Here is a 26,458-nt window from a genome sequence, read left to right as displayed (position 1 = left end):
GGAGGCTGCCCGTGCTTATCAAGCGAACACACCAGCGCTCCGATCGCAGCGGTTCCGTCGCCGAATCCCTTGCGGGGCAGGGCGGGGGACTTGATCGCCGCACGTTCCTGCGCAAATCCGGCCTGGCCGGCGGCGCGCTCGCTGCGCTCGGGGCCATGCCTGTCGGCAACGTGCGAAAGGCGGAGGCGGCCGCCGCCGGCCCGCTCGCGGCCGGCGCCACCGTCAAGAAGAGCATCTGCACGCATTGTGCCGTGGGCTGCACGGTGACGGCGGAAGTCCTCAACGGAGTCTGGATCGGGCAGGAACCGAGCTGGGATTCGCCGATCAACCGTGGCTCGCATTGCGCCAAGGGCGCCTCGGTGCGCGAACTCGTGCACAGCGATCGCCGCCTGCGCTATCCGATGAAGCTGGTGAACGGGCAGTGGACGCGGGTGTCGTGGGACACGGCGGTGAACGAGATCGGCGACAAGCTGCTGCAGGTTCGCGAGAAATCGGGCAGCGATTCGGTCTATTGGCTCGGCTCGGCCAAGATGACCAACGAAGGAGCCTACCTGTTCCGCAAGTTGGGCGCGTTCTGGGGCACCAACAACACCGATCACCAGGCGCGGATTTGCCACTCTACCACCGTCACCGGCGTCGCCAATACCTGGGGCTACGGCGCGATGACGAACAGCATCAACGACATGCGCAACTCCAAGACGATGCTGTTCATCGGCAGCAACGCGGCGGAAGCGCATCCGGTCAGCATGCAGCACCTGCTCGAATCCAAGGAGCTCAACAAGGCGAATTTCATCGTCTTCGATCCGCGCCTGACCCGCACCGCGGCACATGCCACCGAATATGTCCGCATCCGTCCCGGCACCGACATTCCGGTGCTCTACGGCATGATGTGGCACATCCTGAAGAACGGCTGGGAGGACAAGGAATTCATCGCCCAGCGCGTCTACGGCTTCGACGACCTGCGCAAGGAGGTCGAGAAATGGAATCCGCAGGAGGTCGAGCGCGTCACCGGTGTGCCCGCCGCGCAGCTCGAGCGCGTCGCCAAGACATTCGCGACGGTCAAGCCCGCGACCATCATCTGGTGCATGGGCCAGACCCAGCACACCGTCGGCACCGCCAACGTGCGGGCGAGCTGCATCGCGCTGCTGATGACGGGCAATATCGGCAAGGCCGGGGCCGGCGCCAACATCCTGCGCGGCCATGACAATGTGCAGGGCGCGACCGACGTCGGCCTCGATATCGTGACGTTGCCGTTCTACTACGGCCTCGCGGAGGGCGCCTGGAAGCACTGGTCCCGGGTCTGGGAGGTCGACTACGACTATCTCGTCTCGCGCTTCGACGAGAAGAAGCAGATGGAGACGCCAGGCATCCCGCTGACGCGCTGGTTCGATGCCGCGCTGTTGCCGAAGGCGGACGTCGCACAGAAGGACAACGTCAAGGCCGTGTTCGTGCAAGGCCACGCCAGCAACAGCATTACCCGCATTCCCGAATCGCTAAAGGGCCTGAAGGCGCTGGAGCTGCTGGTGATCGCCGATCCGCACCCGACCACCTGGGCGTCTCTGGCGGTCGAGGCCGGGCGCAAGGACGGCGTCTATATCCTGCCCGTGGCGACGCAGTTCGAATGCGCGGGATCGCGCGTCGCCTCCAATCGCTCGATGCAATGGGGCGAGCAGATCGTCAAACCGATCTTCGAATCCAAGGACGACCTCGAGATCATCTATCTGCTGGCGAAGAAGTTCGGCTTCGCCGACAAGATGTTCAAGAACATCAAGGTCGAGAACAACCTTCCGGTCCCCGAGGACGTGCTGCGCGAGATCAACCGTGGAAGCTGGTCGACCGGTTATTGCGGCCAGTCGCCGGAGCGCATCAAGGCGCATATGAAGAACCAGCACAAGTTCGATCTGGTGACGATGCGCGCGCCCAAGGACGATCCGGACGTCGGCGGCGATTATTACGGCCTGCCTTGGCCGTGCTGGGGCTCGCCCGAGGTGAAGCATCCCGGCTCGCCGCTGCTCTACAACAACAATCTGCACGTCATGGACGGCGGCGGTGCATTCCGTCCGCGCTTCGGCATCGAGCGCGAGGAGAAGCTGCCCGACGGCACGACGCGGAAGGTGAGCCTGCTCGCCGACAAGTCCTTCTCCAAGGGATCGGAGATCGAGGACGGCTATCCCGAGTTCACGCTGGCGAGCCTGAAGAAGCTCGGTTGGGACAAGGATCTCACCGAGGCCGAGATGGCGACCATCCAGCGGGTCAACCCGGCCAATCCGGATGCGGTGTCCTGGGCGCTCGACCTCTCCGGCGGCATCCAGCGCGTCGCGCTGAAGCATGGCTGCGTGCCCTTCGGCAACGGCAAGGCGCGCATGAATGCGTTCGGTCTACCGGATCCGATTCCGGTGCACCGCGAGCCGATCTACACGCCGCGCGTCGACCTCGTCGAGAAGTATCCGACCTTGCCCGATGCCAAGCAGTTCCGTCTGCCCAACATCGGCTTCTCGGTGCAGAAGGCGGCGGTGGAGAAGGGGATCGCCAAGCAGTTCCCGCTGATCCTCTCCTCCGGACGTCTCGTCGAATACGAAGGCGGCGGCGAGGAAACCCGCACCAATCCGTGGCTCGCCGAATTGCAACAGGACATGTTCATCGAGATCAGCCCGGCTGATGCCGCTGACCGCGGCATCAAGGACGGCGGCTGGGTCTGGGTGAGCGGCGCCGAGAACAATGCGCGGGCCAGGATGAAGGCGATGGTGACCGAACGCGTCGGCAAGGGCGTCGCCTGGATGCCGTTCCATTTCGGCGGCTGGCTCGGCGGCAACGACCTGCGCAAGAACTATCCCGCCGGCACCGATCCGATCGTGCTGGGCGAGAGCGCCAACACGATCACGAGCTACGGCTACGATCCTGCAACCGGCATGCAGGAGCCGAAGGTCACGCTTTGTCAGATCGTCGCAGCCTGAGAGGAGCACGCACATGGCTCGGATGAAATTTCTCTGCGACGCTGATCGCTGCATCGAATGCAACGCCTGCGTCACCGCCTGCAAGAACGAGCACGAGGTGCCCTGGGGCATCAACCGGCGGCGCGTCGTCACCATCAACGACGGCAAGCCGGGCGAGCGCTCGATCTCGATGGCCTGCATGCACTGCACCGATGCGCCCTGCGCGGCGGTGTGTCCGGTCAACTGCTTCTACACCACGGCCGATGCCGTGGTGCTGCACTCCAAGGATCTCTGCATCGGCTGCGGCTATTGCTTCTACGCCTGTCCGTTCGGGGCGCCGCAATATCCGAAGGTCGGAAACTTCGGCTCCCGAGGCAAGATGGACAAATGCACCTATTGCGCCGGCGGCCCGGAGGCCGACGGCAGCAAGGAGGAATACGCGAAATACGGTGCGAACCGGCTGGCGGAAGGCAAGCTGCCGCTGTGCGCCGAGATGTGTTCGACCAAATCCTTGCTTGCGGGCGACGGCGAGATCATCGCGCAGATCTACAAGGAGCGCGTCATGAAGCGCGGCTACGGCTCGGGTGCGTGGGGCTGGAAGACCGCATATCGCGAGACAATCGAGTCCTGACGTGGGCAGCCGCAGGGCGCGCAAGACCGGGGAGGACGTGATGGCGTCGTTTGGAAGGTTCATTCGTCTGGCGCTGGGCGCCTGGGCGCTGCTTCTTTTGGTAAGCGTGGCGCCCGCGAGTGCTCAGCAGGTCAATCCGACTGCAAGCTCGGTCAAGGAGCAGCAGCTTCTGCAGGAGCTGAACCGGATTCAAGGGCGTGTCAGCATCCCGGATCAGCGGTCCGGCGTTCTTGAGCAGCCGCAGGGGCGGGAATGGCGCGAATTCCGCATGGTGACGCTGCCCTGGATCGGCGGCGTTGCCATCATTGGCATGATCGCCCTGATCATGATCTTCTATCTCACCCGCGGCATGGTTCGGCTGGAAAGCGGCCGCTCGGGCCGCACCATCGTGCGCTTCAACGGTTTCGAACGTTTCGTGCACTGGATGACGGCGACCTGCTTCATCATCCTGGCGATCTCCGGCCTCAACGTCACCTTTGGCCGGCAACTGCTTTTGCCGCTGATCGGTTTCGAGGCCTTTTCCGAATGGTCGCAATGGGCCAAATACGCCCACAATTATCTGAGTTTCCCGTTCACGCTGGGGGTCGTGCTGATCTTCCTGATGTGGATCGGCGGCAACATTCCCAGCAAGGTGGATATCGAATGGGCCAAGCGGGGTGGCGGCCTGATCGGGCATGACCATCCGCCGGCCAATCGCTTCAATGGCGGCCAGAAGTTGATCTACTGGATCGTCGTGATCGGTGGTGGGCTCGTCGCGGCGAGCGGCTATGCGCTGATGTTCCCGTTCTACGGCACGGGTATCGAAAGCATGCAGATGGCCCAGATCGTCCACTCCATTGTGGCGGTCCTGTTCGTCGCGGCGATGATCGGGCACATCTATATCGGCACCATCGGCATGGAAGGTGCGTTCGCGGCCATGGGCTCGGGCGAAGTCGACGTCAATTGGGCGCGCGAGCACCACAGTCTCTGGCTCGACGAGCAGATGGCGCGAACGGGACCGAACGACGGCCAGCCGCAACCCGCGACTGCAGCGGCCGAATAAAGCGCCCTGTCGGCCTACCGCGGCTCTTTCGCAAACAAGACGGAGCGGTCCTGCAGCTCCTGCTCGGGAAGCTTGTCGGCCCGGCCCGTCTGCATGTCGTGAATAGACGCCATCCCGGGGTGACCGGAATGAGGCACTGGATGCGGCCTGAACACGCTATTGGCCGCACCGGCGAGAAGCATGGCTGCGATTAGCGAGAGCATGAGGAGTTTCATGCGCGTCTCCGTCTGCCATCTCCACCCGGCACGATGAATACATCCGGATCGTCAAATCGGATGTGAGCCGCTTCACAGCGATCGGTTCCACTTGCATGGGCCGAGCTTCCCCTGACGACCGTCCTCGGCGCTGTGATCCCGCTGACGCGGAATTCTTCCCTCAAGCCAGCCGTTTGGCTTCCATTCCGTCGGATCGTCAGGGGTCAGCACGAAACTGGTCCGGCTCTTGCTCTTGCCAGTATGAGAAATTTTGATAAACGTCATACTGAAAAGGCGGGCGAATGGAACGAGTAGCGATGCGGACTTTGCGGGCGGTCGAGCCCGGAACGGCGGCGCTGCTCGGCGGGCTCGTCGCCGCCAACCTCGCCGCATGGGCCTGGGCCTTCACGCAGTTCGGCGACAGGCCGACGGTGATGGCGACTGCATTGCTGGCGTGGGTGTTCGGCCTGCGTCATGCCGTCGATGCCGACCACATTGCCGCGATCGACAACGTCGTGCGCAAGCTGATGCAGGGTGGGGAAACGCCGCGCAGCGTCGGCCTCTATTTCGCGCTCGGCCATTCCACCGTCGTCGTGGTGGCGACCATGCTGCTGGCATTGGGCGTCGTGAGCCTCGGCGGCGACAGCCTGCTCAAGGAGGTCGGCGGTCTCATCGGCACCTCGGTCTCGGCGCTGTTCCTGCTCGCGGTTGCCGCGATCAACCTCGTCATTTTCGTCGGCCTGTGGCGGACGTTTCGCGCGGCGCGGGAGCAGGGCGTTCACGATGCTGCGCAGCTCGATGCGCTGCTTGCCAGCCGCGGTGTCCTGGCCCGGCTGCTCGGCCCGATGTTCCGCCTGGTGACGAAGCCCTGGCACATGTACCCGCTCGGCTTCCTGTTCGGCCTCGGCTTCGACACCGCGACGGAGATCAGCCTGCTCAGCATCTCCGCCAGCGAAGCCGCACGCGGCGCCTCGCTCGCCGATGTGCTGGTTTTCCCCGCGCTGTTCGCGGCAGGCATGGCGCTGGTCGACACTGCCGATTCCGCGCTGATGGTGAGCGCCTATCGCTGGGCCTTCGTCGATCCCTTGCGCAAGCTCTGGTACAATCTCACGATCACCGGCGCCTCCGTCGCGGTTGCACTGTTCATCGGCGGGATCGAAGCGCTCGGCCTGATCGGCGAGCGGCTCGGTCTCTCCGGCGGCGCATGGGTGCTGGTCGAGGAGCTCAACGAGTCGCTTGCCAATGTCGGCTTTGTCGTGATCGCCCTGTTTGCGGTCGCATGGCTCGTCTCGGTCGTGCTCTATCGCCGCATGTTCGGGAACGAGCCTCGCCGCGCCGGCACGAAAGTTTTGGAATGCACCGATGCGACCGAGGCGGCCTGAGCACGGTCGTCGCGGCGGCGCTTTGACGGCACTCTCGGTCTTGGCGCTGATCGCGGATAACGGCCGCGCCTTTGCACAGCGCAATGACGCCTCACGCGAATTGCCGCCGGTCGAGGTCAGTGGCGGCGCCGCGCCCGGGCGCAAGATGACGGCCGCATCGCGCCGTGCCGCCAGACCGCACGCGGCCGGCCGCCGCATCTTCGTGTCTTCCGCGACGGCGCAGGCGTCGGATCCGCGCAGTGCCGGCTCGGGAGCAAGAGCCCCAGCCGGCATGGCCAGCGAGATCACTGTCTCCGGCGACGAGATCAACGCACGCCCTTTCACACGGCCGGGCGAGGCGCTCGAGGCCGTGCCGGGACTGATCGTGACGCAGCATTCCGGCGAGGGCAAAGCCAACCAATATTTCCTGCGCGGGTACAATCTCGACCACGGCACCGATCTTGCGATCACCGTCGACGGCGTCCCCGTCAACATGCGCACCCACGCGCATGGCCAGGGCTATGCCGATCTCAACTGGCTGATCCCGGAAACCATCGCCGCAATGGACGTGCGCAAGGGACCTTACTTCGCCGACGAAGGCGACTTCGCCTCGGTCGGAAGCGTTCACATCGGCCTGATCGACAGCACAAGGCGGCTGGCGCAGGTGAGCGCCGGCAGCTTCGGTTACCGCCGTCTGCTCGGCATGGATTCCGCGAAAGTTGGCGACGGTTCGCTGCTGGTGGCCGGCGAGATCGGTACCTACGACGGTCCGTGGGACAATCCGGACAAATTGCGAAAGCTCAACGGCCTCGTGCGCTACAGCCAGGGCACCGCGACCGACGGCATGTCGCTCACCGGCATGGCCTACGTCAACAAATGGAATGCGACCGACCAGGTGCCGCAGCGCGCCATCACCAGCGGCCTGCTCGGCCGGTACGGTTCGGAAGATCCGAGCGACGGCGGTCATGCCAACCGCTTTGCGCTGTCCGGGCGCATCGCGCAGACCGATGACATCGGTTCATGGAAGGCCAACGCCTATCTGGTGAAGAGCCAGCTCGACCTCTTCAACAATTTCACTTACTTCCTCGACGATCCCGTGCTCGGCGACCAGTTCCACCAGCACGACGACCGCCTGATGGCGGGCGCCAACCTCTCGCGCACGCTGAACGGCTCCTTTGCCGGCCTGCCGATGCAGACCACCTTCGGTCTGCAATCGCGTTATGATGCGATCGACCTCGCGCTCACCAATACGTTCCGGCGCGGCTTCACCGGCAATATCCGCAGCGACAAGGTCGGCGAGGGCAGCGTCGGGGTCTATGCCGAAAACACGGTGCGCTGGACCGACTGGCTCAGGACGACATTGGGCTGGCGCGGCGATTATTACGCCGCCGACGTCACCTCTCTGTTCAACGCCGCAAATTCCGGTCGCGCCGATGCCGCGCTCGGCAGCCCGAAATTCAGGATGGTGTTTGGTCCGTTCGACCGGACCGAATTCTTCCTCGGCGCCGGCTACGGCATGCACTCGAACGATGCGCGCGGTGCGACCACGACGGAGGATCCTACCGATCCCGCGACGAGGCTCACGCCGTCACCGCTCCTGGTGCGCACCAGAGGCGCGGAGGTCGGGGTTCGCAGCAGGATCGTTCCCGGCCTCGACAGCTCTCTCAGCTTCTTCCTCCTGGACCAGGATTCCGAGATCCTGTTCTCCGGCGATGCCGGCGATACCTCGGCAACCCGCGCCAGCCGCCGCTACGGCTTCGAGTGGACCAACCACTACCGGCCGCGGCCCTGGATCGACATCGATCTGGATCTTGCAATGACGCATGCGCGCTTCCGCGGCCATGACGGCGAGCAGGCCGCGGTCTATGCCTCGCTCGCCGGATATCCCGAGGCGCAGACCGGCAATGCGCCCGGCAACTACATTCCCAATGCCCCGGCGGTGGTGGCATCGGCGGGAATAACACTTGGCGAGAAGACGGGGTGGTTCGGCAGCGCGCGCTGGCGCTACATCGGCGCGAGCCCGTTGACGGCGGACAATGCGTTCCGCTCGCGGCCGACCGGCATCGTCAACGCGCGGCTCGGCTACCGCAGCGAGAACGGCTGGCGCATCCAGTTCGACGTGCTCAATCTCTTCAACAGCAAGGCGAACCAGATCACCTATGCCTATGGCTCGCTGTTGAAGACCGACACGCTCTATAATCTCTGCACCGCCAATGCCGCACCGGCCGCGGTCTGCGGGAACGGCGTGATGGACTATGTGCTGCACCCGGTCGAGCCGATGGCGGTTCGGGTCACTGTGGCCGGAACGTTTTAGGTCTATTGCGCGAGCACACTGGGCTCGCCTGTCAAAGGATTTGCCTTCACGGTTGCTCGGACATCGTCAGGCGGCCGCGTGCTGGAGGGCGCGTCCCGCGCGCGGCGATGGCCGGCACGAGCATGGCGCTTCCCCGGCGAGACGGAGCGCGAAATAGGCAATGGTCGCTTGAAGGCCGTCCTTCAGGGGCACCCTCGGATCTCCGCGCAGCGGCCGTTTCATCAAACACGCCCGGGCGACTGGGGTCCTGTCATTGCTGAGGTCCGAAACGGGCTGCAGGCCCGCCTCGAAGCAGGTAGAGCGACCGCAGCGATGTGATTTCCAGCCATTATTTCCAAGACATTGCTGAGGAACGAGCGCCGCGTACGCGATTTGGAGCAACGCCTTCGCGAGGGAAAGACGCTCATGCAAAGTTCCGACGCCGGTGTGTCGACTGCCAGCCTGTCGCAGGTGACCGACGATATCTGGATCGTGGACGACAAGCCGATCAACGCCGCCGGCCTGCAACTGCCCGTGCGGATGACCGTGATCCGCCTGTCGAATGGCGACCTCGTGCTGCATTCGCCGGTGAGATATTCGCCGGCTTTGCGCCAGGAGCTGGAGCGGCTGGGCACGATCAGATACCTGCTGGCGCCGAATATTGCGCACTGGATGTTCCTGCCCGAATGGCAAAGGCAGCTGCCACAGGCCGCGATCCTTGCCGCGCGCGGCCTTGCGGCGCGCGGGCAGGTGCGGGCGGCCGGCCTCCGTATTGATCGGGAGCTTGGGGATACGACGCCGGAGGAATGGGCTGCCGACCTCGAAACGGTATCGGTGAATGCACCGATGTTCTCGGAGATCGAGCTGTTCGACAGGCGAAGCCGGACACTGGTTCTGACAGATATCGTGCAGAACCTCGATCCCCACCACCTCAGCGCCTCGAACGCGGCTGCGGCGAACCTGCTCGGCATCGCCAAGCCGGATGGGAAGGCCCCGGTCTATCTGCGGCTGCTGCTGCGCCTCGGCGGCCGTTCGGTGCGGGTTGCGGCCGAGCGGCTCGTGAAGCTGGCTCCGGAGCGGGTCATCTTTGCGCATGGCGACTGGTTCGAAACGCAGGGAACGGCGCGGCTGCGGCGGTCCCTGCGCTGGATGCTTCCCGCGCGCGTCTCGGGACGCGAGCACGGGCAGCTGGTCGGCACGCGCGTCGTCATCACCGGCGCCTCCAGTGGAATCGGCCGCGCCGCGGCGCTGGCCTTTGCCCGCAACGGCGCAAGCGTGGTCCTCGCGGCGCGCCGCGGCGAGGTCTTGATGCGGCTTGCTGCGGAGTGTGAGGCGCTCGGAGGCCGGGCCCTGGCCGTGCCGACCGACGTCGCTGACGCGGAGGCGGTGCAGCGTCTGGCCGGTGCGGCAGACGAGGCCTTCGGCGGCATCGACGTCTGGATCAACAACGCCGGCACGGGCGTGTTCGGGGACTATCAGGACGCGGATATCGCGCTCCATCGCCGGACCATCGAGGTCAATCTGCTCGGCACCATGCATGGCGCCTTCGCGGTGCTTCCGATCTTCCTCCGCCAGAACCGCGGCGTCCTGATCAACAACATCTCGCTTGGCGGCTGGGCGCCGACGCCCTTTGCCGCAGCCTATACCGCCAGCAAGTTCGGCCTGCGCGGCTTCACCGCCAGCTTGCGTCAGGAGCTCCGGGGTCATCCCGACATTCATGTCTGCGGCGTCTTCCCGTCCATAGTCGATACGCCGGGCTTCGTTCACGGCGCCAATAGGTCCGGACGAAGGCTCGATCCTGGTCCGCTGCTTTATCAATCCGAGGACGTGGCCGAGACTTTCCTGCGCCTCGTCCGCGCGCCTCGTGACGAGATGGCGGTGGGGTGGCCGGCGCGCGCCGGGCAACTGGCCTATGCGATTGCCCCTGAGATCACCGAGAATATCATAGGAGCCGCATTCCGCTGGCTGCTGTCGCGCGCGCGTCCCGCCGCAAGAAACGAAGGCACCTTGCTCGAAGCGGGTCCGCAGGGCACGTCCGTCGACGGCGGCTGGCTGGTGCGCAAGCAGATTCCGCCGGCCGCGGTTCTCAGCAAGGGGCTCGTGGTGCTCGGGATCGCTGCCGGCCTGGCGTTCGCCGCATCGAGGGCGGGCCGTTCCAGACTTCGCGCGAGGACGCGGCGGCGCCGCGCCTGAGGCCCCCGGGCAATTCCCGCGCCGAGGATCGACGGCGATGCCCGCCCGCCGGACCGCAGATGGCTCCGGCGCCGGAACGAAGCCCCGAGACCGCGCGTTCCTGCGGGAACACCCGAGGACCAGACGTTGCCGCAGTATCATTTTGATTTGGTGGATTCTGAAACCGTAGCCGACGAGGGAGGTGCCGATTTGCCGGACGACATCAAGGCTCTGGATGTCGCCGAAGAGATTGCGCGGCGCCTGCTCGAGGAGCGTCCCGAGCTCAAGGGCCGCCACTTCTCGATCCTCGTCACCAACGAGGAGGGTGAGGAAATCGGCCGGATGCCGCTGGATGTTGTGCACTGAAGCCGTGATCTGACATGACGTTCAGGATTGGGGTGATCGCCGACACGCATGGACTGCTGAGGCCCGAGGCGGAGCGCTGCCTCGCCGGCGTCTCGCACATCATCCACGCCGGCGACATCGGCGCCCAGGCGGTGATGGACGGGCTTTGCCGCATCGCACCCGTCACCGCGATCAGGGGAAATGTCGACCGGGGCACGTGGGCTGAACGCTTTCCCGAAACACAAGCGCTGCGCCTCGGCGGCCGCAGCTTCCACGTCCTGCACGACCTCAACGAGCTGACGATCGATCCTGCCGAGCTCGGCATCGATGTCGTGGTCTCAGGGCATTCCCACCGCGCGCGGATCGAAACCGTCAACGACGTGCTTTATCTGAATCCAGGCAGCGCAGGGAAGCGACGCTTCAAGCTGCCGATTACGCTCGCAACGCTGGAGCTCGATTCCGGCGGGCCGCTGCGGCCCGTCATTCATGATCTCGACAGGATCTGACGCTAGGCCAGCGACCGCCGCCTAGTGTGTCTTCGATTTCTGCCAACGCTCCAGATCCACCGGCGGCCGGTCCGGATCGATCTGATCCTTCTCGGGATTGCCCTGCCAGGGCTTGTTGGTCTGCCGGTGCGTCGGCATGTCGGTCTGCCGGCGCGGATCGTCAAGCGTTGTCTCTCGCGGGTCGGTTTCAGGTTCGGTCGCCTTTGGCATGTGTGCTCTCCCGGAACTTGCGCGGTGCCGATAGGGCAACAACCCGAGCAGTATCAGCTCGTTCCAGCGGCTTTGTCATGGTTCCGGCTGCGGCGATCGGTTCAGGAACGACTCCGGGCGTCAATTCATTGCTCCATATCAGGATCGCGAAGCGATACAGGAGCAGAAGATGTCGAAAAAAATGCCTCCCGTCCCCGAAGAGCAGCGAAGCAACAAAGGGCCGGGTTCCGATCCCGCCGTCGAAACGGCGGAACGGGAGCCGGGCCGCGAGAACTTCGACACCCAGGGCCACCACGGCAACATCAAGCAGAACACGACCAATCAGGGCTATCAGCAGGACCGATGACGCTCGACCTCAGCAAACCCAGTGAGAGACACGCGATGAGCAGAATGGGTCTCGTGCTGGTCGCCGTATTGGCGGCCGCCACCGCCGGTCCCGCATGGGGACAGGGAGGCGGCGGTGGAGCGGGGGGAAGCGCCGGTGGCGGGGCGGCCGGAAGCACGTCGTCGGCGCCCGGGACCAACTCGGCCGGAACGGCTCAGTCGGGCGGTGGCGCAGGCCCAAGGGGATCGACGACGGTCGGGCGACCCGGCAATCCGGCAGGCGGCTCAAATGTCGGACGTATCGACGGGACGGTCACGTCCGGACCATCGCTGCAGGGCGACGACCAGATTCGCTCGGAGAGCTCCCGCGATTCCGAGGCGGATCGAAAGATCAAAGGCATCTGCAGGGGATGCTGAGTCCCTGATCAGGACGCCGGCTTGACCGGCGTCCAGGGAGAGCGTGAAGCCATCTGGGTCTCGCCGAAGGCAGCCGGGCGTCCGGTGCACAAGGCGCAGCTCCGGCGCCTGATCGCCTGCTTCGCAGTGCCGCCTCTCCCGCAAGCGCAAGCGGGAGGCGTGAACAGCACATCGCGGTATAGATTCAACCTAAAGCCATTCCGCTCTAGGGCCGCCGCACGCTGCAGATCTCGTTCGCGGTTGGCGCGATGCTTGCGGCATATTGCATGTCCAGAAAGCCGGCACGCCAGCGCTGCGCCATGGCCGTCTCCGACAGGTCGAAGGATTTTTCCGGTCCGGCCTCCTCGCGGCCCGGGCGGTAACTCAGGAGATAGACATCGTCCTCGTAGTGGAGGTCCTGAAGCTCGGCGCGGAGCTGGCGGGCTTCCAGAGCGTAGCCGAGACGCTGGAAGGTTTGGTTGCCGAAGGTCAAATCGCTCTTGCGCTCGGAGGCGGCCTCGAGCCCGTCAGGGACCTTGCCGTCGCGCGGAAACAGATCGATCACGTAGAGGCGGAGCGGGCCTGCAGTTTCGAGGATTGGATCGAACGGCGCGTTCAGCGAGAACCCGCCGTCGACGAGCCAGCGACCGGCGATCTGCACCGGAGCGAATTCGGGGAGAAAGCCGCAGCTGGCCAGGATGTGGTCCATCTCGATCCGCTCCGATGCGGAGTCGAACAACACGGCATCGCCGCTCTCGACGTCCGTGGCGCAGATCGTGATCCGCAGATCGCCGCCGTTCAGACGTCCGAAATCGATCGAGCGCTGCAGACGTTGGCGGGTCGGGCCGAGATCGTAGAGGCCGCCGTAGTGAGACGCCGGAATGGGGAGGCGAGGGTGGAAGAAGCCGGAATGACCGAGCACGCGCGTACTGATCGAGCTCAGCCACGCAAACGCGTGGCGGCCCGCGTTCGGCACGTCGGCTGGACTGCCTGGCGCATGCCAATAGCTGCGCAGATTCTGCAGCCGGTCGTCGCGCGCGCTCCCCGCGATCAGCGCGGCCGTGATGGCCCCTGCCGACGAACCGGTCACCCAGTCGATCGGTAGCCGAAGCGAACTGAGGGCTTCAAACACACCGCCATGATAGGCGCCGAGGCCGAGACCGCCGGAGAACGCGACGGCGGTGAGAGGACGCTCGGCGCCGCCCGGTGCAGCCGCACGGTCAGTCAAGACGGGTGCCAGTTGCGAGTCTGGAGGTCCGGGCGATCAGCGGTATCCCCTGTAGTGGCCCGCATAGGCGTAGAGGGATTGCCACTGTAAGGAATCGACATCTCCTCTCAAGCTCCAATTTCGACATTGAACGCGGCTCTTGACGCGGTGTTCCAAAGGCCCACTCAACACGAGGTCGATCGCTGATTGCGTCACGCCCCTACTCGGGCAGAGGCGTGTCGGCGATGTCCAGCAGCGCGCCGAGGCCTTGGCGGAGGCGCCGCGTCGCAATGCTGTCGTTGGCAAGGCCGAACACCACGAGCGAGCGCGCGGTCACCGCGTAAGCATGCCCGAACTCGAACTCGGCCATCGGCGCGTCGGGCCGATTGGTGTCGATCAGGCCGAGCCAGCTGTGTCCGTCGGTGACCTCCGGCAGGGTGAAGTTCACGACGTCGTGGTGCGCATTGTAGACCAGCAGCATGGTCGCATCCGAGCCGCGGCGCTTGATTCCGGTCTCCTGCGCGCGGCCGTCGAGCAGCATGCCGAAGCATTTCGCATTGCCGTCCTGCCATTGCTCGGTCGCCATCTCCTCGCCGGACGGCGACAGCCAGGTGACGTCCTTGACGTCGAGCTCCTCGTTGTGCGAGCCGACCAGAAAGCGGCTGCGGTAGAGGATCGGAAACGCCTTGCGAGTGGCGATCAGCTTGCGCACGAACTCGCGCAGGCTGCGGCCGTTGGCGGTGATGCCCATCCAGTTGAGCCAGGTGGTCTCGTTGTCCTGGGCGTAAGCATTGTTGTTGCCTTTCTGGGTGTGCCCGAACTCGTCGCCCGCGAGCAGCATCGGCGTGCCGTGGGACAGCAGCATCGTCGCCAGCAGATTCCGCTTCTGGCGCTCGCGCAAGGCGGTGATCTCCGGATCGTTGGTCGGCCCTTCGACGCCGCAATTCCAGGAATGGTTGTTGCTGTGACCGTCGCGATTGTCCTCGCCATTCGCCTCGTTATGCTTGTCGTTGTAGGAGACGAGGTCGTTGAGGTTGAAGCCGTCATGCGCGGTGACGAAATTGACGCTGGCCCAGGGCCGGCGTCCGCGCTTGTTGAAGAGGTCGCCGGAGCCCGAGACGCGTTTGGCGAAGTCGGCCAGGGTGCCCGGATCGCCCTTCCAGAAGGCGCGCGCCGTGTCCCTGAACTTGTCGTTCCACTCGGCCCAACCCGGCGGAAACTGACCGACCTGGTAGCCACCGGGCCCGATGTCCCAGGGTTCTGCGATCAGCTTGACGCTGGAGAGCACGGGATCCTGGCGGCAGGCGTCGAGGAAGCCGCCGCCTTCATCGAAGCCATAGGGTTCGCGCGCCAGGATGGTGGCGAGATCGAAACGGAAGCCGTCGATCCGCATCTCGGTCGCCCAATAGCGCAAGGAATCGGCGACGAGTTGCAGCACACGCTGATGCGAGAGGTTGACGGTGTTTCCGGTACCGGTGTCGTTGATGTAGTAGCGCTTCTTGTCCGGCAGCAGGCGGTAATAGCTGGCATTATCGATGCCCTTGAACGACAGGGTCGGGCCGAGCTCGTTGCCTTCGGCGGTGTGATTGTAGACGACGTCGAGAATGACCTCGATGCCATGGGCGTGAAACTGGTTGACCATCGCCTTGAATTCGTTGGCCGACGTCGCCTTCAGGTAACGCGGCTCCGGCGCGAAGAAGGCGATGGAATTGTAGCCCCAGTAATTGCGCAGGCCTTTCTCGACCAGATAGCTGTCGTCGACGAAGGCATGGATCGGCAGCAGCTCGGCGCTGGTGATGCCGAGCGAGCGCAAGTAAGCCGGGATTTCCGAATGTGCGAGGCCCGAGAACGTGCCGCGGTCGGCTTCCGGCACCAGCGGATGCAGCTGGGTGAAGCCCCTGACGTGCATCTCGTAGACGATCGTGCGCTCCCACGGCACTTCCGGCTTGCGCGCCACGCCCCAGGTAAAGGCGGGATCGATGACGCGGCATTTTTGCATCAACGGCGCGCTGTCGCGCTCGTCGTAGGACAGGTCCTTGTCGGCATGGTCGAGCCGATAGCCGAACAGCTCCGGCCCCCAGCGGAGCTGGCCAACCAGCTGCCTGGCATAGGGATCGAGCACGAGCTTGTTGGGATTGAAGCGGTGGCCGGCGTCGGGTTGGTAAGGACCATGGACGCGATAGCCGTAGACGGTGCCGGGGCGGGCGGAGGGCAGATAGCCGTGCCAGACCTCGTCGGTATATTCGGGAAGCTCGATCCGCTCGAGCTCGGTTTCACCGGCATCGTCGAACAGGCAGAGCTCGACCTTGGTGGCGTGGGCCGAGAACAAGGCGAAGTTGACGCCGAGCCCATCCCAGGTGGCGCCGAGCGGGAAGGGTCTGCCTTCGGTGATCCGGGTGCGGCGTAGGCGCGAGGCCGTCCGCGTCAGGGTGTCGTCTGAATGTGCTGGCTGGTCCATCTCTGCCCCCGAGGTGCCCGTCAGGATATCGGCGCCGTCGCGGCAATGGGCTCCACATCGGCCGGCTTGGACAGCGCGTTTGCTTTCTGCAGAGCGGCCTCCTTGCTGATGGCCGGAATCGAGTTGCCGATCCGCCCGACGATCGCGATCAGCTCAGCGTCCGAAAGTCCGAGCCGCTTCTTGACGAGGCGCACCTGGGCGCGGTCGGTCAGGTCGAGCTTGTTACGGATCAGTTGCGGCTTCGGGCGGCGCATGGCGGCGGCTCCTGTCTGGGATGGTAACCGTTGCGCTGCTGATTCCGTTCCCGTCGCCCTCCAAATGTCCGGCGTCGGCGCGTGGAGGAACGAACGCACACCGCTCCGCTTTGTCGCCCTGACGCGCGCAATTGCATGCCGAGGTGGGCATGCGGCGAAAGGGGACGGGCTTGAATCAGAGGCTGGGAATGGCCGAGCAAAGTCGGCGCCATGGTCCCCAGATCGTCGATCATGGGGTCTCGTTCAACCTGTGGGCACCGACGGCGCGATCGGTCGAGCTGCTCGAAATCGGCCAGCCGCCACGGCAGATGCTGCGCGATGCGCACGGCTGGTATCAGCTGCTCAGCCAAACTGCGCGCGCCGGTACGCGCTATCAGTTCAGGATCAACCAAGACCTCGTGGTCCCCGATCCCGCCTCATGCTTCCAGCCGGACGACGTCGGCGCGCCGAGCGAGGTGGTCGATACCGCCGCGTTGCGGGACCCGGTGCTCTATCCGGGCCGTCCCTGGGCGGAAGCCGTGATCTACGAGCTGCATGTCGGCACGTTCAGCGAGGAGGGGACCTATGCCGGGGTCGAGGAGAAGCTGCCTTATCTTCGCGATCTCGGCATCACTGCCATCGAGCTGATGCCGCTCAACGACGTCCCCGGGCGGCACAATTGGGGCTACGACGGCGTGCTCTTGAACGCGCCGAATGCCCGCTACGGCCGGCCGGAGGATCTCAAGCGGCTGCTGCGCGCGGCGCATGCGCTCGACATCATGGTCTATCTCGACGTCGTCTATAACCATTTCGGGCCGCAGCTGAACTATCTGCATCTCTATGCGGAGAACTTCTTCAACTCGCGCCACGCCACGGGGTGGGGGCCCGCCGTCAACCTCGAAGGAGCCGACGGCGCGTTCGTGCGCGGGTTCCTGATCGAGAATGCCCTGATGTGGCTGCGGGACTATGGGTTCGACGGTCTGCGCTTCGATGCCGTCCATGCACTGAAGGACGACTCCAAGCGTCATTTCCTGGTCGAGCTCGCCGAGACCCTGCGCAGCCAGCTGGCGGGCCGGCGCATCCATCTGATGCTGGAGAACGAGGCCAATCAGGCGCACCTTCTCGCGCGTTCGCAGGGACGCGCGACGTACTACGATGCGCAATGGGGCGACGATTTCCACAATGCGCTCCACGTCCTGCTCACGGGCGAGGACGAAGGTTATTACCGGGCGTTTGCCGACAAGCCGCTCGAGCATCTGGCGCGATCCCTCACCGAGGGCTTTGCCTATCAGGGCGAGGTGTTTCCCCTGCACCAGGCGCCGCGCGGCGAGCCGAGTGCTCATCTGCCGCCCGAAGCGACCATCTTCTTCGCCCAGAACCACGACCAAGTCGGCAACCGCGCCTTCGGGGAACGGCTGTCGCGGCTGGTCGGTCCGGACAAGCTGGAGCTCGCCCTCGCACTGGTTCTGCTCAGCCCGCACATTCCGATGCTGTTCATGGGCGAGGAAGCGGCCGCCGAAACGCCCTTCCTGTTCTTCGCCGACTGGACGGGCGAAGCTGCCGAACTGACACGGGAAGGCCGCCGCAAGGAGTTTTCGCACTTCAAGGCATTCGCGACCGCGGAAACGCGCGCCAGTATCCCGGACCCGTGCGACGAAACGACCTTCCACGCCTCCAAGCTGGACTGGACCAGCATCGAGCAATCGCCTTCCGGCACCAGGTTCCGGACGCTGACGACGCAGCTATTGACGTTGCGGCGCGAGAAGATCGTGCCGCTGATCAAACGTGGGTTGGTTTCGGCGCAGCGCCACTTGCTGGGCGCGGATCCCAGCATGGGCGGCGTGGATGTGCGCTGGCAGACGGAGCAGGGCGACGTTCTGCAGATCGTCGCCAATTTCGCCGACCACGAACTGCCGATGCCGTCACTGGTCGACGGCGAGAGCCTGTGGCGATTGCGCCCTCATGTCGCCGGAGCACTTGGGCCCGGCGACATGATCGTGAGGCTTGGCCGGAGGCGCTGACCCAAGACGAGGTCAGCGCTCTCAGCCTAACTGCCGGCACGGCTCGCGACGGCCGGTGAGGGCGAGGTCGCGAACTTGCCGAGCCCGAGGTAGACGAGGCCCGCCACGCCGATTCCGAACAACCAGCTCAGATCGGCGCCGCCGAGCAGATAGATCGAGATCGGCCCCTGCAGCGCGCTGACGAGGCCGTCCTGCACCAGCCATCCGGCAACGAGGCCGGCGAAGAACGCGATCATGCCGGCCCAGTTGATGTCGCCATAGGCGCTGCTCTCCGGCGAGCGATAGAGCTCGGCCACCTCGATCTTGCCCTTGCGCTTGATGAAGAAGTCGGCGAGCACCACGCCGGCCCACGGGCTCATCCACAACAGCAGGCTGATCATCCAATGGTCGAACGCCTTCGCGAAGGACGGCGCGAAGATGAAGTAGAGGGTAACCAGATAGCCGGCGACGCCGACGATGACGGTGAGCCAGAAGCGCGAGAGCTTCAGCCCCGCGCTCAGGGCCGCCAGCGCCGCCGAATAGACGTTGAGGATGTTGGTGGCGATCGGGCCGTGCAGCACCATCAGGAGGACAAGGATGCTGACGGGACCGCCGAACACCGCGCTGACCATCTTGGCGGGGTCCGTGTCCAGCGTCGTCGAGGCAATGGTCGCGCCGAGAATGCCGAGCCAGACCGTCGGCACGAACATGCCGACATAGCTGTACCAGAACACGGCTTTCGACGGCGTGGAGCGCGGCACGAAGCGCGAATAGTCGGAGGCCCAGGTGACCCAGGAAATGCCCCAGCCGACGCCGATGGCGGTCATTAGCATCGTCAGCATCGCCAGATGCGCGCCGGGCGGCAGCGAGGTGGTCAGGTTCCAGTTGACGACGCCGGGCCGCGTCCAGGCCAGCACGCTCATCAGCACCATGATGGCGATGGTCGGCGGCACCGTGTACTTCTCGAAGGTGCGGATCGCGTAGAAGCCGTAGACGCCGATCATCACCTGCACCGCCATCACCAGCGTGATGACGATCATCTCGACCAGCCAGGTGTCGGGCACGCCGAACTGGCCGAGGATGCCCATCGAGACCTTGACCGGGAAATAGGTGTTCACGCCGATCCAGCCCAGCGTCATCAGGAACATCAGGATGCTCGGCAGGTAGGCGCCGCGGACGCCGAAGGCGGACCGGCTCAGCACCATCTGGTTGACGCCGGTCTTGTGTCCCATCACCGTGAAGGTCGCGAAGATCGCGCAGCCCACGATGTTGCCGAGCACGATGACCGCGATTGTCTCCATCAGGCCGAGCTTGAGGATGATGCCGAGCGCGCCGAGCGCCCAGTTCACCGGCGCGATGTTGGCGCCGGCCCAGATCCACATCTGCTGCGGCCCGGAGGAGTCCCGGTCCGCGTCGGGAATTGGCTCGATGCTGTGAATATCAGCGCGAAGTTCGGAATCCGTCATGACATCCCCCAATACGAAGCACGCTTCGCATCATCGCAGCATAAATCGTGCCATGGGTCGCGGAGCGGCCGGGCAGGGTGCGTTTCGATGCCGGACGCAGCGAGGCTCGCCTCGGATGCAATTGCGTTTTCGAGCGCGGGGCATGCTGACGCGTCGGCCTGCCGCGGCACATCGGACCTGCCGCCGGATAGTGGCGATCGATGCACGGCCGGGCAGCGGTACGATGATAAATTAAGCAGCCCAACTCAAAAGCGCAGCACTCGCCTCTAGTCGAATAGGTCAGCGGCGCTGTCGCGACTGGGATTGCCGGCCACGATACGCTGCATCATCTCGATGAAGAGCGCCTGTTCCCGCTGGCTCAAATCGCCGAGCGTTGCGCGATGCGCCCGCCGTGCTGCGCCCTCGATCTTAACCAGCAGCGCGGCGCCGGCGGGCGTCAGGCGGCACAATCGCGCGCGCCGATCGTCCTTGTTCACCGCGCGCTCGACCAGGTTGCGCGCAGCGAGCCGCTTCAAGGCGCCTGTTGTCGTGGTACGATCCAGCGCGATATCGGCCGCCAAAGTGGTCTGATCGGCGGTTTCTCGCACCGCCAGCGCCGAGAGCAGGCTGTATTGCAGCGGCGTGACCTCGAATTCGCCGCAGGCTTCCTGAAACAGCGCGACGTGAATCTGGTGCAGCCGGCGGATCAAATAGCCGGGCCGTTCCGACAATGGCCAGGGGCGGTGCTTGCCCCCGCTGCGACTTTTCCTGGCTTGCCGCAATGCACGCTCTCCCAACCCCAGACCGTTCGCGCTTAGCTCGATTCGAACGCGCTCGCCACAACAGGATCATGGCACGAAGCTTGCTTTTGTCAAAATGCGAAGCATGCTTCGTAATTCGAGAGCGGGGCAACCGCCTGCGCAACAGTCAAGGAGAGCGCCATGTCCGTCACTGCCAGCTTCGATCTTCTGCTCCGGGGTGGCCGCGTGATCTGTCCGGCCTCCGGCATCGATGGCCTCAAGGACGTCGCCATCCGCAATGGCAAGATCGCGGCGGTCGCATCCGACATTCTGCCGACCAGCGCGAAGGAGGTCGTCGATGTCGGCGGCAAGCTCGTGCTGCCCGGTCTGATCGACACCCACGCCCACGTTTATCAATATGTCTCCGGCCGCTTCGGCATGAATCCCGACATGGTGGGCGTGCAGTCCGGCGTGACCACGCTGGTCGACCAGGGCGGTCCGTCCTGCATGACGCTGCCGGGCTTCCGCCATTTCATCGCGCAAGCCTCGGCCTCGCGCGTCTATGCGTTTATCTCCGCCTATCTCGTCGGCGGCCTCGAGGGCCATTTCTATCCGCAGCTCTACAGCCCCGATGGCGTCGACATCGATGCGACCGTCAAGGCGGCAATCGCCAATCTCGATCTCGTGCGCGGCATCAAGGCTCACGCGGAGATCGGCGGCTTCGCGCGCTGGGGCATTCGCGTCATCGAGATGGCCGCCGAGATCGGCAAGCGCGCCGACCTGCCGGTCTATGTGCATTTCGGCCAGCTCTGGGGCCTGCCCGAGAGCGGCGCCAATGGCGAGGATGCCGACACCATCCTCACCCGCGTGATCCCGCTGTTGCGCGAGGGCGACATTCTCGCTCATCCCTTCACGCGCCATCCCGGCGGCTTCGTCAATCGCGAGGGCGAGGTTCATCCGGTGATCCAGGCCGCGCTCGACCGCGGCCTCAAGGTCGATGTCGGTCACGGCAGCCATTTCTCCTATCGGCTTGCGAAGAAGGCGATCGCCGCCGGCATCATTCCGACCACGCTCGGCGCCGACATCCACGGCTACAACACCCACGTGCCCGCGCCGGCGGGAACGCCCGACCAGCACGAAGACGACGAGAACCATCCGTTCGCGGGCCAGGCCAAGTTCAGCCTGGTCCAGGCGATGAGCTCGATGATGGCGCTCGGCCTGTCGCTGGAGCAGGTGGTGCCGATGGTCACCTCCAATCCCGCGAAAATGCTTGGTCGCAGCCACGAGATCGGTGCGCTCAAGATCGGCATGGACGCCGACGTCTCCGTGCTCACGGAGAGAAACGGCCGCTTCGTGCTCAAGGACAACGAGAAGAACGAGGTGATTGCCGAGCGCCTGCTGCAGCCGGCCTTCTGCCTGCGCGCCGGCACGCGCTTCGATGCGGTCGCGCCGATCCTGCCGCAAGCCGTCGCGGCATAAGGCCGGGCGGTGAAGGAGAACGCGAAGTTGCGCAACGAGCGAGAATTTCCGCACGGAAAGACTGGGCAGGGCGTTGGCGCGCGGCTGCCGCGCAAGGAAGACGATCGCCTGATGCGCGGCCGCGGCCAATATGTCGGAGACGTCAGGCTCGCCGGTCTTCAGGACGTCGCCTTCGTGCGCAGCCCGCTGGCGCATGCGCGCATCCGCGGCATCCATGTGCCCGAACGCCATCGCGGCAGCGTGTTCACGGCAGCCGATCTCGTCGGCATCAAGCCGATAAGGGCGGTGTCGGGGCTGCCGGGCTTCAAGATCTCCGAGCAGCCGGTGCTCGCGACCGGCAAGGTGCGCCAGGTCGGCGAACTCGTCGCGATGTGCCTCGCGCCGACCCGCGCCGAGGCCGAGGACATCGCAGCCTCCGTGACGCTCGACCTGGAGGAGCTGCCCGCGATCCATGACATGCTGAAGGCGCGCGAGCCCGGCTCGGCGCTGGTGCACGAGCATTGGGGCGACAACGTCTTCCTGGAGACCAATTACGAAATCGACATCTCCACAGCGCTCGACGCGCCGATCAAGGTGACGCGCGAGATCTCGACGGCACGGCAATGCATGTCGCCGCTGGAAGGCCGCGGCGTGGTTGCGACCTTCGACAAGAGGCTCGACCAGCTCACGCTTCATTCGGCGGCGCAGATGCCGCACATCACGCGCAGCGGCCTCGCCGAATGCCTCGGCATGGAGGAGGGGCAAATCCGCGTCATCTCGCCCGACGTCGGCGGTGGTTTCGGTCACAAGGGAATTTTGCTGCCCGAAGAGGTCTGCCTGTCCTGGCTGACGATGCGCTGCGGCCATCCCGTCCGCTGGCTCGAAGACCGCCGCGAGCATCTCGTCGCCAGCTCCAATTGCCGCGAACATCATTACAAAATCACGGTCTATGCTGACCGTGACGGCACGCTGCGCGGCATCGACTGCGAAGCGACGGTGGATTCCGGCGCCTACTCGTCCTATCCGTTCTCGGCCTGCCTGGAGGCCGCGCAGGTCGCCAGCATCCTGCCCGGCCCCTACAAGATGCCGGCCTATCGCTGCCGCACCTTCTCGGTCGCCACCAACAAATGTCCGATCCTGCCCTATCGCGGCGTCGCGCGCACCGGCGTCTGCTTTGCGCTGGAATTGATGCTCGACCTCGTGGCGGCGGAAGCCGGCCTGGAGCCCGGCGAGGTGCGGCTGCGCAATCTGGTGCGCCCCGAACAGATGCCGTTCGACAACATCACAAAGAAGCATTTCGACAGCGGCGATTATCCGGAAGCGATGCGCCGCGCGCTCGCGGCCATCGACATCGACGCCATCCGCGCCAGGCAAAAGCAGGGCGAGGCCGACGGCCGCCGCATCGGCGTCGGCATCTCCATCTATTGCGAGCAGGCCGCGCACGGCACCTCGGTCTATTCCGGCTGGGGCATCCCGATGGTGCCGGGCCATGAGCAGGCCTCGGCGCGCCTGACGCCGGACGGTGGCCTTGAACTGCGCGTCGGCGTGCACTCGCACGGGCAGGGCATGGAGACGACGCTCGCCCAGGTCGCGCACGAAATCCTCGGCGTGGATGTCGCAAGCATCCGCATCGTCCTCGGCGACACCGCAATGACGCCGTATTCGACCGGCACCTGGGGCTCGCGCTCAATGGTGATGGCGGGCGGTGCGGTCGCGACCGCCTGCCGCGAGCTCGGCGAACGTGCGCGCCGCATCGGCGCGAAACTCTTGCAGCACGATCCGGCCTCCGTGGTGTTGCAGAACGGCGAGGTGCGCGGCGTCAACGGCAGCGTCAGCCTGAAGGCGATCGCCCACACCTGGTACCGCCGCCCGCAGGATTTGCCGCCAGACGTCGATCCCGGCGGGCTCGAGGTCACGCAGGGCTACAAGCCCGTGCGCGACAGCGGCACCTTCAGCTATGCCGCGCATGCAGCCGTCGTCGCGGTCGATCCCGATGTCGGCGAGGTCGAGATCCTCGACTATGTGATCGTCGAGGACGGCGGCGTTCTGGTCAATCCGCTCGTCGTCGACGGCCAGATCTATGGCGGCCTCGCGCAAGGCATCGGCACCGCGCTCTACGAGGAAATGCCGTTCGACGCCTCCGGCCAGCCGCTGGCGACGACGCTCGCGGATTACCTGCTGCCCGGCCCGACCGAGGTCCCGGCCGCGCGCCTCGACCACATGGAGACGCCGTCGCCCTATACGCAATTCGGGGTGAAAGGCATCGGCGAGGGCGGCGCCATCGCACCGCCCGCCGCGATTGCCAATGCCGTCAACGACGCGCTGCGCCCGCTCGGCGTCGAGCTGATGCAGTCGCCGATCACGCCGCATCGCATCGTCGCGGCCGTCCTGGCCGCGCGCGCGGCTGAGAGGAGCGCGGCATGAAACCGGCGCCCTTCGCTTACGAGCGCCCGCGCGATCTCCATGCCGCGCTGTCGATGCTGGCCGCAAGCAGCGGATCGGCGAAGATCATCGCCGGCGGCCAGTCGCTCGGCCCCATGCTCAATCTGCGGCTGGTGCAGCCGGAGCTGATCGTCGACATCTCCGGCCTTGCCGAGCTCAAGCGCGCAGAAGTCTCCGGCGACGAGCTCGTGCTCGGCGCCCTCGTCACCCATGCCGATATCGAGGACGGCCGCACCGCCGACGTGACCCGCGGCGCCATGCGGGCTGTCGCTGCCAACATCGCTTACCGCGCGGTGCGCAACCGCGGCACCATCGGCGGCTCGCTCAGCCATGCCGATCCCGCCGCGGACTGGATCTCGGCGCTGGCGGCCCTGGGTGCGCGCGTGACACTGCGCAGTCTTGCCGGTGCGCGATCGATGGCGGTCGAAGCGTTTGTGGTCGGTGCGCTGGAATCCGCGCTGCATGCCGGCGAGATCGTCGAGGCGGTCCACGTGCCGGCGCGATCGGCGGCGGCGCATTGGGGTTATGCCAAGAGCTGCCGCAAGACCGGCGAATTCGCCCATGCGATCGGTGCGATATTGGTCGATCCCGCGGCCGCCTCGGCGCGTATCGTGATCGGTGCCATCGATACGACGCCGATCGTCATCACTGATGCCGTCGAGCTGTTCGGCGGCAGGATTGCCGCCGACTACAAGCAGCGCTTCGATGTCCGTGCCGCCGATACCCTGCTCGCAAGCGCCGGCATCGACGATGCCGCGCAGCGCCACATCCATGTCAGCGTGCTGAAGCGCGCCGTTCTGGAGGCCGCGGCATGACCATGATCGCGCTTCAGGTCAATCGCCGCGCGGTGGAGCTGCACGCCGAGCCGCGCACCAGCCTTGCCGATTTCGTCCGCGACAAGCTCGATCTCACCGGCACGCATCTCGGCTGCGAGCACGGCGTCTGCGGCGCCTGCACCGTGCTGCTCGACGGTGTGCCGGCGCGCTCCTGCATCACCTATGCGGCAGCCTGCGAGGGTGCCGATGTCACCACGATCGAAGGCCTCGACGAGGACGAGATCACCACTGAGCTGCGCGCCGCCTTCACACGCGAGCACGCACTTCAATGCGGGTATTGCACGCCGGGCATGCTGGTCTCGGCGCGCGACCTCGTACTGCGTCTGCGCGACGCCGACGAGCGCCAGATTCGCATCGGCCTCAGCGGCAATCTCTGCCGCTGCACCGGCTATGTCGGCATCGTTCGCGCGGTGCAGTCGGTGATCGAGGCGAGGCGCGCGCGCAACGTCGCGCCGGTGGCGGATGGCGGCCGGACCGTCCTTGGTCCTGCCGGCTCGGGGCGAGCGGCAACCGCCCGGAACGAGCTGCGGCCTGCGCGGCACGCGCCAGCTCCGGCATCGGAAAGTGCCACCCCAAGCAGCATCCCCGACTTCACGCCGGCAACCGTGCTCGATCAGCGCTTCACGCTGCCGCATCCGCCTGCCAAGGTGTTCGCGATGTTCGAGGATATCGCAGGCATCGCCGCCTGCCTCCCTGGCGTATCGCTGTCGTCGACGCCAAAGCCGGAGCGCGTCGAAGGATCGATCCGCGTCAGGCTCGGACCGATCGGAGCAAGCTTCGACGGTGCCGCGCGCGTCGAGCGGGATCCCGCGACACTCTCGGGGCGCATCGTCGGCATCGGTACCGACCAGCGCAGCCATTCCGCGACGCAGGGCGAGATCCGTTACCGCCTGCTGCCGCGAGAAGGCGGGGCGGCGACCGCGGTCGAATTGTCGATCGGCTACACGCTGACGGGAATGCTGGCTCAGGTCGGTCGTCCCGGCCTCGTGCGAGACCTGGCAAAACGTCTCGTTGCGGAGTTCGCCGCCAATCTCGACCGCCACATCTCCGGCGCCTCGTCGGGGCAGGTAGCTCCGGCGGAGCTCAGCTTCTGGTCGATTGCATCGGACGTCTTGCGAGCCCGGCTCGCGCAAATATTTCGCCGCGCCTTCGGAAGAGGTGGCGCGGAATGATCGGCGCGCCGGCGCCGCGGAGTGAGGAAGCCTGGACTGCCTAGACATCAACAGCGTGGG

Annotated in this window: 21 protein-coding genes; 14 read left to right on the top strand and 7 right to left on the bottom strand. The window is 65.6% G+C overall.

All coding sequences use genetic code 11. The annotated features are described in order from the left end of the window. Positions 1 to 11: 11 nt before the first annotated feature. Genes P0R31_RS19880 through P0R31_RS19870 form a run of 3 tightly spaced genes read left to right on the top strand, consistent with a single transcriptional unit; the run spans position 12 to position 4,606 of the window. A complete protein-coding gene (locus P0R31_RS19880) occupies positions 12 to 2,954 on the top strand; it encodes a formate dehydrogenase subunit alpha (RefSeq protein ID WP_275515725.1) in 2,943 nt (980 codons plus the stop codon). 13 nt (positions 2,955 to 2,967) lie between these two features. Continuing rightward, entirely contained in the window at positions 2,968 to 3,564 is a 597-nt protein-coding gene (fdh3B, locus tag P0R31_RS19875; protein WP_197946740.1) for a formate dehydrogenase FDH3 subunit beta, read from the top strand. Between the two features lie 40 nt (positions 3,565 to 3,604). Then, the gene (locus P0R31_RS19870; protein WP_275515723.1) at positions 3,605 to 4,606 is read left to right on the top strand and encodes a formate dehydrogenase subunit gamma; all 1,002 of its coding nucleotides are present in this window, start codon (positions 3,605 to 3,607) and stop codon (positions 4,604 to 4,606) included. Between the two features lie 14 nt (positions 4,607 to 4,620). Here P0R31_RS19870 and P0R31_RS19865 read toward each other — a convergent pair whose 3' ends face one another. Further along, a complete protein-coding gene (locus P0R31_RS19865; protein WP_275515721.1) occupies positions 4,621 to 4,821 on the bottom strand; it encodes a hypothetical protein in 201 nt (66 codons plus the stop codon). A 296-nt stretch (positions 4,822 to 5,117) separates the two neighbouring features. Here P0R31_RS19865 and P0R31_RS19860 point away from each other — a divergent pair, with 296 nt between their 5' ends. From P0R31_RS19860 to P0R31_RS19840, 5 genes are all read left to right on the top strand, one after another. Next, on the top strand, positions 5,118 to 6,182 hold the full coding sequence (locus P0R31_RS19860; protein WP_275515719.1) for a HoxN/HupN/NixA family nickel/cobalt transporter: 1,065 nt from the start codon (positions 5,118 to 5,120) through the stop codon (positions 6,180 to 6,182). Further along, on the top strand, positions 6,163 to 8,475 hold the full coding sequence (locus P0R31_RS19855) for a TonB-dependent receptor (RefSeq protein WP_275515717.1): 2,313 nt from the start codon (positions 6,163 to 6,165) through the stop codon (positions 8,473 to 8,475). Before P0R31_RS19860 ends, P0R31_RS19855 begins: the two co-directional genes overlap by 20 nt. A 405-nt stretch (positions 8,476 to 8,880) precedes the next feature. Beyond that, positions 8,881 to 10,647: an SDR family oxidoreductase gene (locus P0R31_RS19850; RefSeq protein ID WP_275515716.1), complete on the top strand. Its 1,767-nt coding sequence runs from the start codon at positions 8,881 to 8,883 to the stop codon at positions 10,645 to 10,647. Between the two features lie 126 nt (positions 10,648 to 10,773). After that, positions 10,774 to 10,992, top strand: coding sequence for a DUF6894 family protein (locus P0R31_RS19845; RefSeq protein WP_275515715.1), 219 nt, complete (start codon positions 10,774 to 10,776; stop codon positions 10,990 to 10,992). 14 nt (positions 10,993 to 11,006) lie between these two features. Continuing rightward, entirely contained in the window at positions 11,007 to 11,477 is a 471-nt protein-coding gene (locus P0R31_RS19840) for a metallophosphoesterase family protein (protein WP_275515713.1), read from the top strand. 21 nt (positions 11,478 to 11,498) lie between these two features. Here the strand turns inward: P0R31_RS19840 and P0R31_RS19835 are convergent, their stop codons facing one another. Continuing rightward, a complete protein-coding gene (locus P0R31_RS19835; RefSeq protein ID WP_275515711.1) occupies positions 11,499 to 11,687 on the bottom strand; it encodes a hypothetical protein in 189 nt (62 codons plus the stop codon). Positions 11,688 to 11,856: 169 nt separating this feature from the next. On the opposite strand from P0R31_RS19835, the gene P0R31_RS19830 reads away from it, so the two are divergent. Continuing rightward, on the top strand, positions 11,857 to 12,033 hold the full coding sequence (locus P0R31_RS19830; RefSeq protein WP_275501111.1) for a hypothetical protein: 177 nt from the start codon (positions 11,857 to 11,859) through the stop codon (positions 12,031 to 12,033). A 600-nt stretch (positions 12,034 to 12,633) separates the two neighbouring features. Here P0R31_RS19830 and P0R31_RS19825 read toward each other — a convergent pair. The 3 genes from P0R31_RS19825 to P0R31_RS19815 all read right to left on the bottom strand — a co-directional run bounded on the left by P0R31_RS19825 (position 12,634) and on the right by P0R31_RS19815 (position 16,326). Beyond that, positions 12,634 to 13,635: a patatin-like phospholipase family protein gene (locus P0R31_RS19825; RefSeq protein ID WP_275515710.1), complete on the bottom strand. Its 1,002-nt coding sequence runs from the start codon at positions 13,633 to 13,635 to the stop codon at positions 12,634 to 12,636. Positions 13,636 to 13,834: 199 nt separating this feature from the next. Further along, positions 13,835 to 16,072, bottom strand: a complete 2,238-nt coding sequence (gene glgX / locus P0R31_RS19820) for a glycogen debranching protein GlgX (protein WP_275515709.1) — start codon at positions 16,070 to 16,072, stop codon at positions 13,835 to 13,837. 20 nt (positions 16,073 to 16,092) lie between these two features. Continuing rightward, positions 16,093 to 16,326, bottom strand: a complete 234-nt coding sequence (locus P0R31_RS19815; RefSeq protein ID WP_275515708.1) for a hypothetical protein — start codon at positions 16,324 to 16,326, stop codon at positions 16,093 to 16,095. Between the two features lie 188 nt (positions 16,327 to 16,514). Here P0R31_RS19815 and treZ point away from each other — a divergent pair, with 188 nt between their 5' ends. After that, positions 16,515 to 18,326, top strand: a complete 1,812-nt coding sequence (treZ, locus tag P0R31_RS19810; protein ID WP_275515707.1) for a malto-oligosyltrehalose trehalohydrolase — start codon at positions 16,515 to 16,517, stop codon at positions 18,324 to 18,326. A gap of 26 nt (positions 18,327 to 18,352) precedes the next feature. Here treZ and P0R31_RS19805 read toward each other — a convergent pair whose 3' ends face one another. After that, complete coding sequence (locus tag P0R31_RS19805) at positions 18,353 to 19,771, bottom strand: cytosine permease (RefSeq protein ID WP_271541019.1); 1,419 nt, start codon at positions 19,769 to 19,771, stop codon at positions 18,353 to 18,355. 266 nt (positions 19,772 to 20,037) lie between these two features. Beyond that, positions 20,038 to 20,532, bottom strand: a complete 495-nt coding sequence (locus P0R31_RS19800) for a MarR family winged helix-turn-helix transcriptional regulator (protein ID WP_275515706.1) — start codon at positions 20,530 to 20,532, stop codon at positions 20,038 to 20,040. A gap of 159 nt (positions 20,533 to 20,691) precedes the next feature. Between P0R31_RS19800 and P0R31_RS19795 the strand changes: the two genes are divergently transcribed. The 4 genes from P0R31_RS19795 to P0R31_RS19780 are packed head-to-tail and all read left to right on the top strand — an operon-like array spanning position 20,692 to position 26,398. Then, a complete protein-coding gene (locus tag P0R31_RS19795; protein WP_275515705.1) occupies positions 20,692 to 21,969 on the top strand; it encodes an amidohydrolase/deacetylase family metallohydrolase in 1,278 nt (425 codons plus the stop codon). 9 nt (positions 21,970 to 21,978) lie between these two features. Further along, complete coding sequence (locus P0R31_RS19790) at positions 21,979 to 24,372, top strand: xanthine dehydrogenase family protein molybdopterin-binding subunit (protein ID WP_275515704.1); 2,394 nt, start codon at positions 21,979 to 21,981, stop codon at positions 24,370 to 24,372. Then, positions 24,369 to 25,205: an FAD binding domain-containing protein gene (locus tag P0R31_RS19785; protein WP_275515703.1), complete on the top strand. Its 837-nt coding sequence runs from the start codon at positions 24,369 to 24,371 to the stop codon at positions 25,203 to 25,205. Before P0R31_RS19790 ends, P0R31_RS19785 begins: the two co-directional genes overlap by 4 nt. Further along, entirely contained in the window at positions 25,202 to 26,398 is a 1,197-nt protein-coding gene (locus P0R31_RS19780) for a xanthine dehydrogenase family Fe-S subunit (RefSeq protein ID WP_275515701.1), read from the top strand. The genes P0R31_RS19785 and P0R31_RS19780 overlap by 4 nt, the downstream gene beginning before the upstream one ends. The last annotated feature ends 60 nt before the right edge of the window (positions 26,399 to 26,458 follow it).

The organism is Bradyrhizobium yuanmingense, assembly GCF_029167105.1.
Taxonomy (GTDB): domain Bacteria; phylum Pseudomonadota; class Alphaproteobacteria; order Rhizobiales; family Xanthobacteraceae; genus Bradyrhizobium; species Bradyrhizobium yuanmingense_A.
Note: the sequence above shows the minus strand (reverse complement) of the source record. Positions and strands in the feature narration are given on the sequence as shown.

Excerpts from the sequence above, each read along its gene's own strand:
- fdh3B (WP_197946740.1), top strand. The coding sequence starts at position 2,968 with ATGGCTCGGATGAAATTTCTCTGCGACGCTGATCGCTGCATCGAATGC.
- P0R31_RS19870 (WP_275515723.1), top strand. The coding sequence starts at position 3,605 with ATGGCGTCGTTTGGAAGGTTCATTCGTCTGGCGCTGGGCGCCTGGGCG.
- P0R31_RS19865 (WP_275515721.1), bottom strand. The coding sequence starts at position 4,821 with ATGAAACTCCTCATGCTCTCGCTAATCGCAGCCATGCTTCTCGCCGGT.
- P0R31_RS19860 (WP_275515719.1), top strand. The coding sequence starts at position 5,118 with ATGCGGACTTTGCGGGCGGTCGAGCCCGGAACGGCGGCGCTGCTCGGC.
- P0R31_RS19855 (WP_275515717.1), top strand. The coding sequence starts at position 6,163 with ATGCGACCGAGGCGGCCTGAGCACGGTCGTCGCGGCGGCGCTTTGACG.
- P0R31_RS19850 (WP_275515716.1), top strand. The coding sequence starts at position 8,881 with ATGCAAAGTTCCGACGCCGGTGTGTCGACTGCCAGCCTGTCGCAGGTG.
- P0R31_RS19840 (WP_275515713.1), top strand. The coding sequence starts at position 11,007 with ATGACGTTCAGGATTGGGGTGATCGCCGACACGCATGGACTGCTGAGG.
- P0R31_RS19835 (WP_275515711.1), bottom strand. The coding sequence starts at position 11,687 with ATGCCAAAGGCGACCGAACCTGAAACCGACCCGCGAGAGACAACGCTT.
- P0R31_RS19830 (WP_275501111.1), top strand. The coding sequence starts at position 11,857 with ATGTCGAAAAAAATGCCTCCCGTCCCCGAAGAGCAGCGAAGCAACAAA.
- glgX (WP_275515709.1), bottom strand. The coding sequence starts at position 16,072 with ATGGACCAGCCAGCACATTCAGACGACACCCTGACGCGGACGGCCTCG.
- P0R31_RS19815 (WP_275515708.1), bottom strand. The coding sequence starts at position 16,326 with ATGCGCCGCCCGAAGCCGCAACTGATCCGTAACAAGCTCGACCTGACC.
- treZ (WP_275515707.1), top strand. The coding sequence starts at position 16,515 with ATGGCCGAGCAAAGTCGGCGCCATGGTCCCCAGATCGTCGATCATGGG.
- P0R31_RS19805 (WP_271541019.1), bottom strand. The coding sequence starts at position 19,771 with ATGACGGATTCCGAACTTCGCGCTGATATTCACAGCATCGAGCCAATT.
- P0R31_RS19795 (WP_275515705.1), top strand. The coding sequence starts at position 20,692 with ATGTCCGTCACTGCCAGCTTCGATCTTCTGCTCCGGGGTGGCCGCGTG.
- P0R31_RS19785 (WP_275515703.1), top strand. The coding sequence starts at position 24,369 with ATGAAACCGGCGCCCTTCGCTTACGAGCGCCCGCGCGATCTCCATGCC.
- P0R31_RS19780 (WP_275515701.1), top strand. The coding sequence starts at position 25,202 with ATGACCATGATCGCGCTTCAGGTCAATCGCCGCGCGGTGGAGCTGCAC.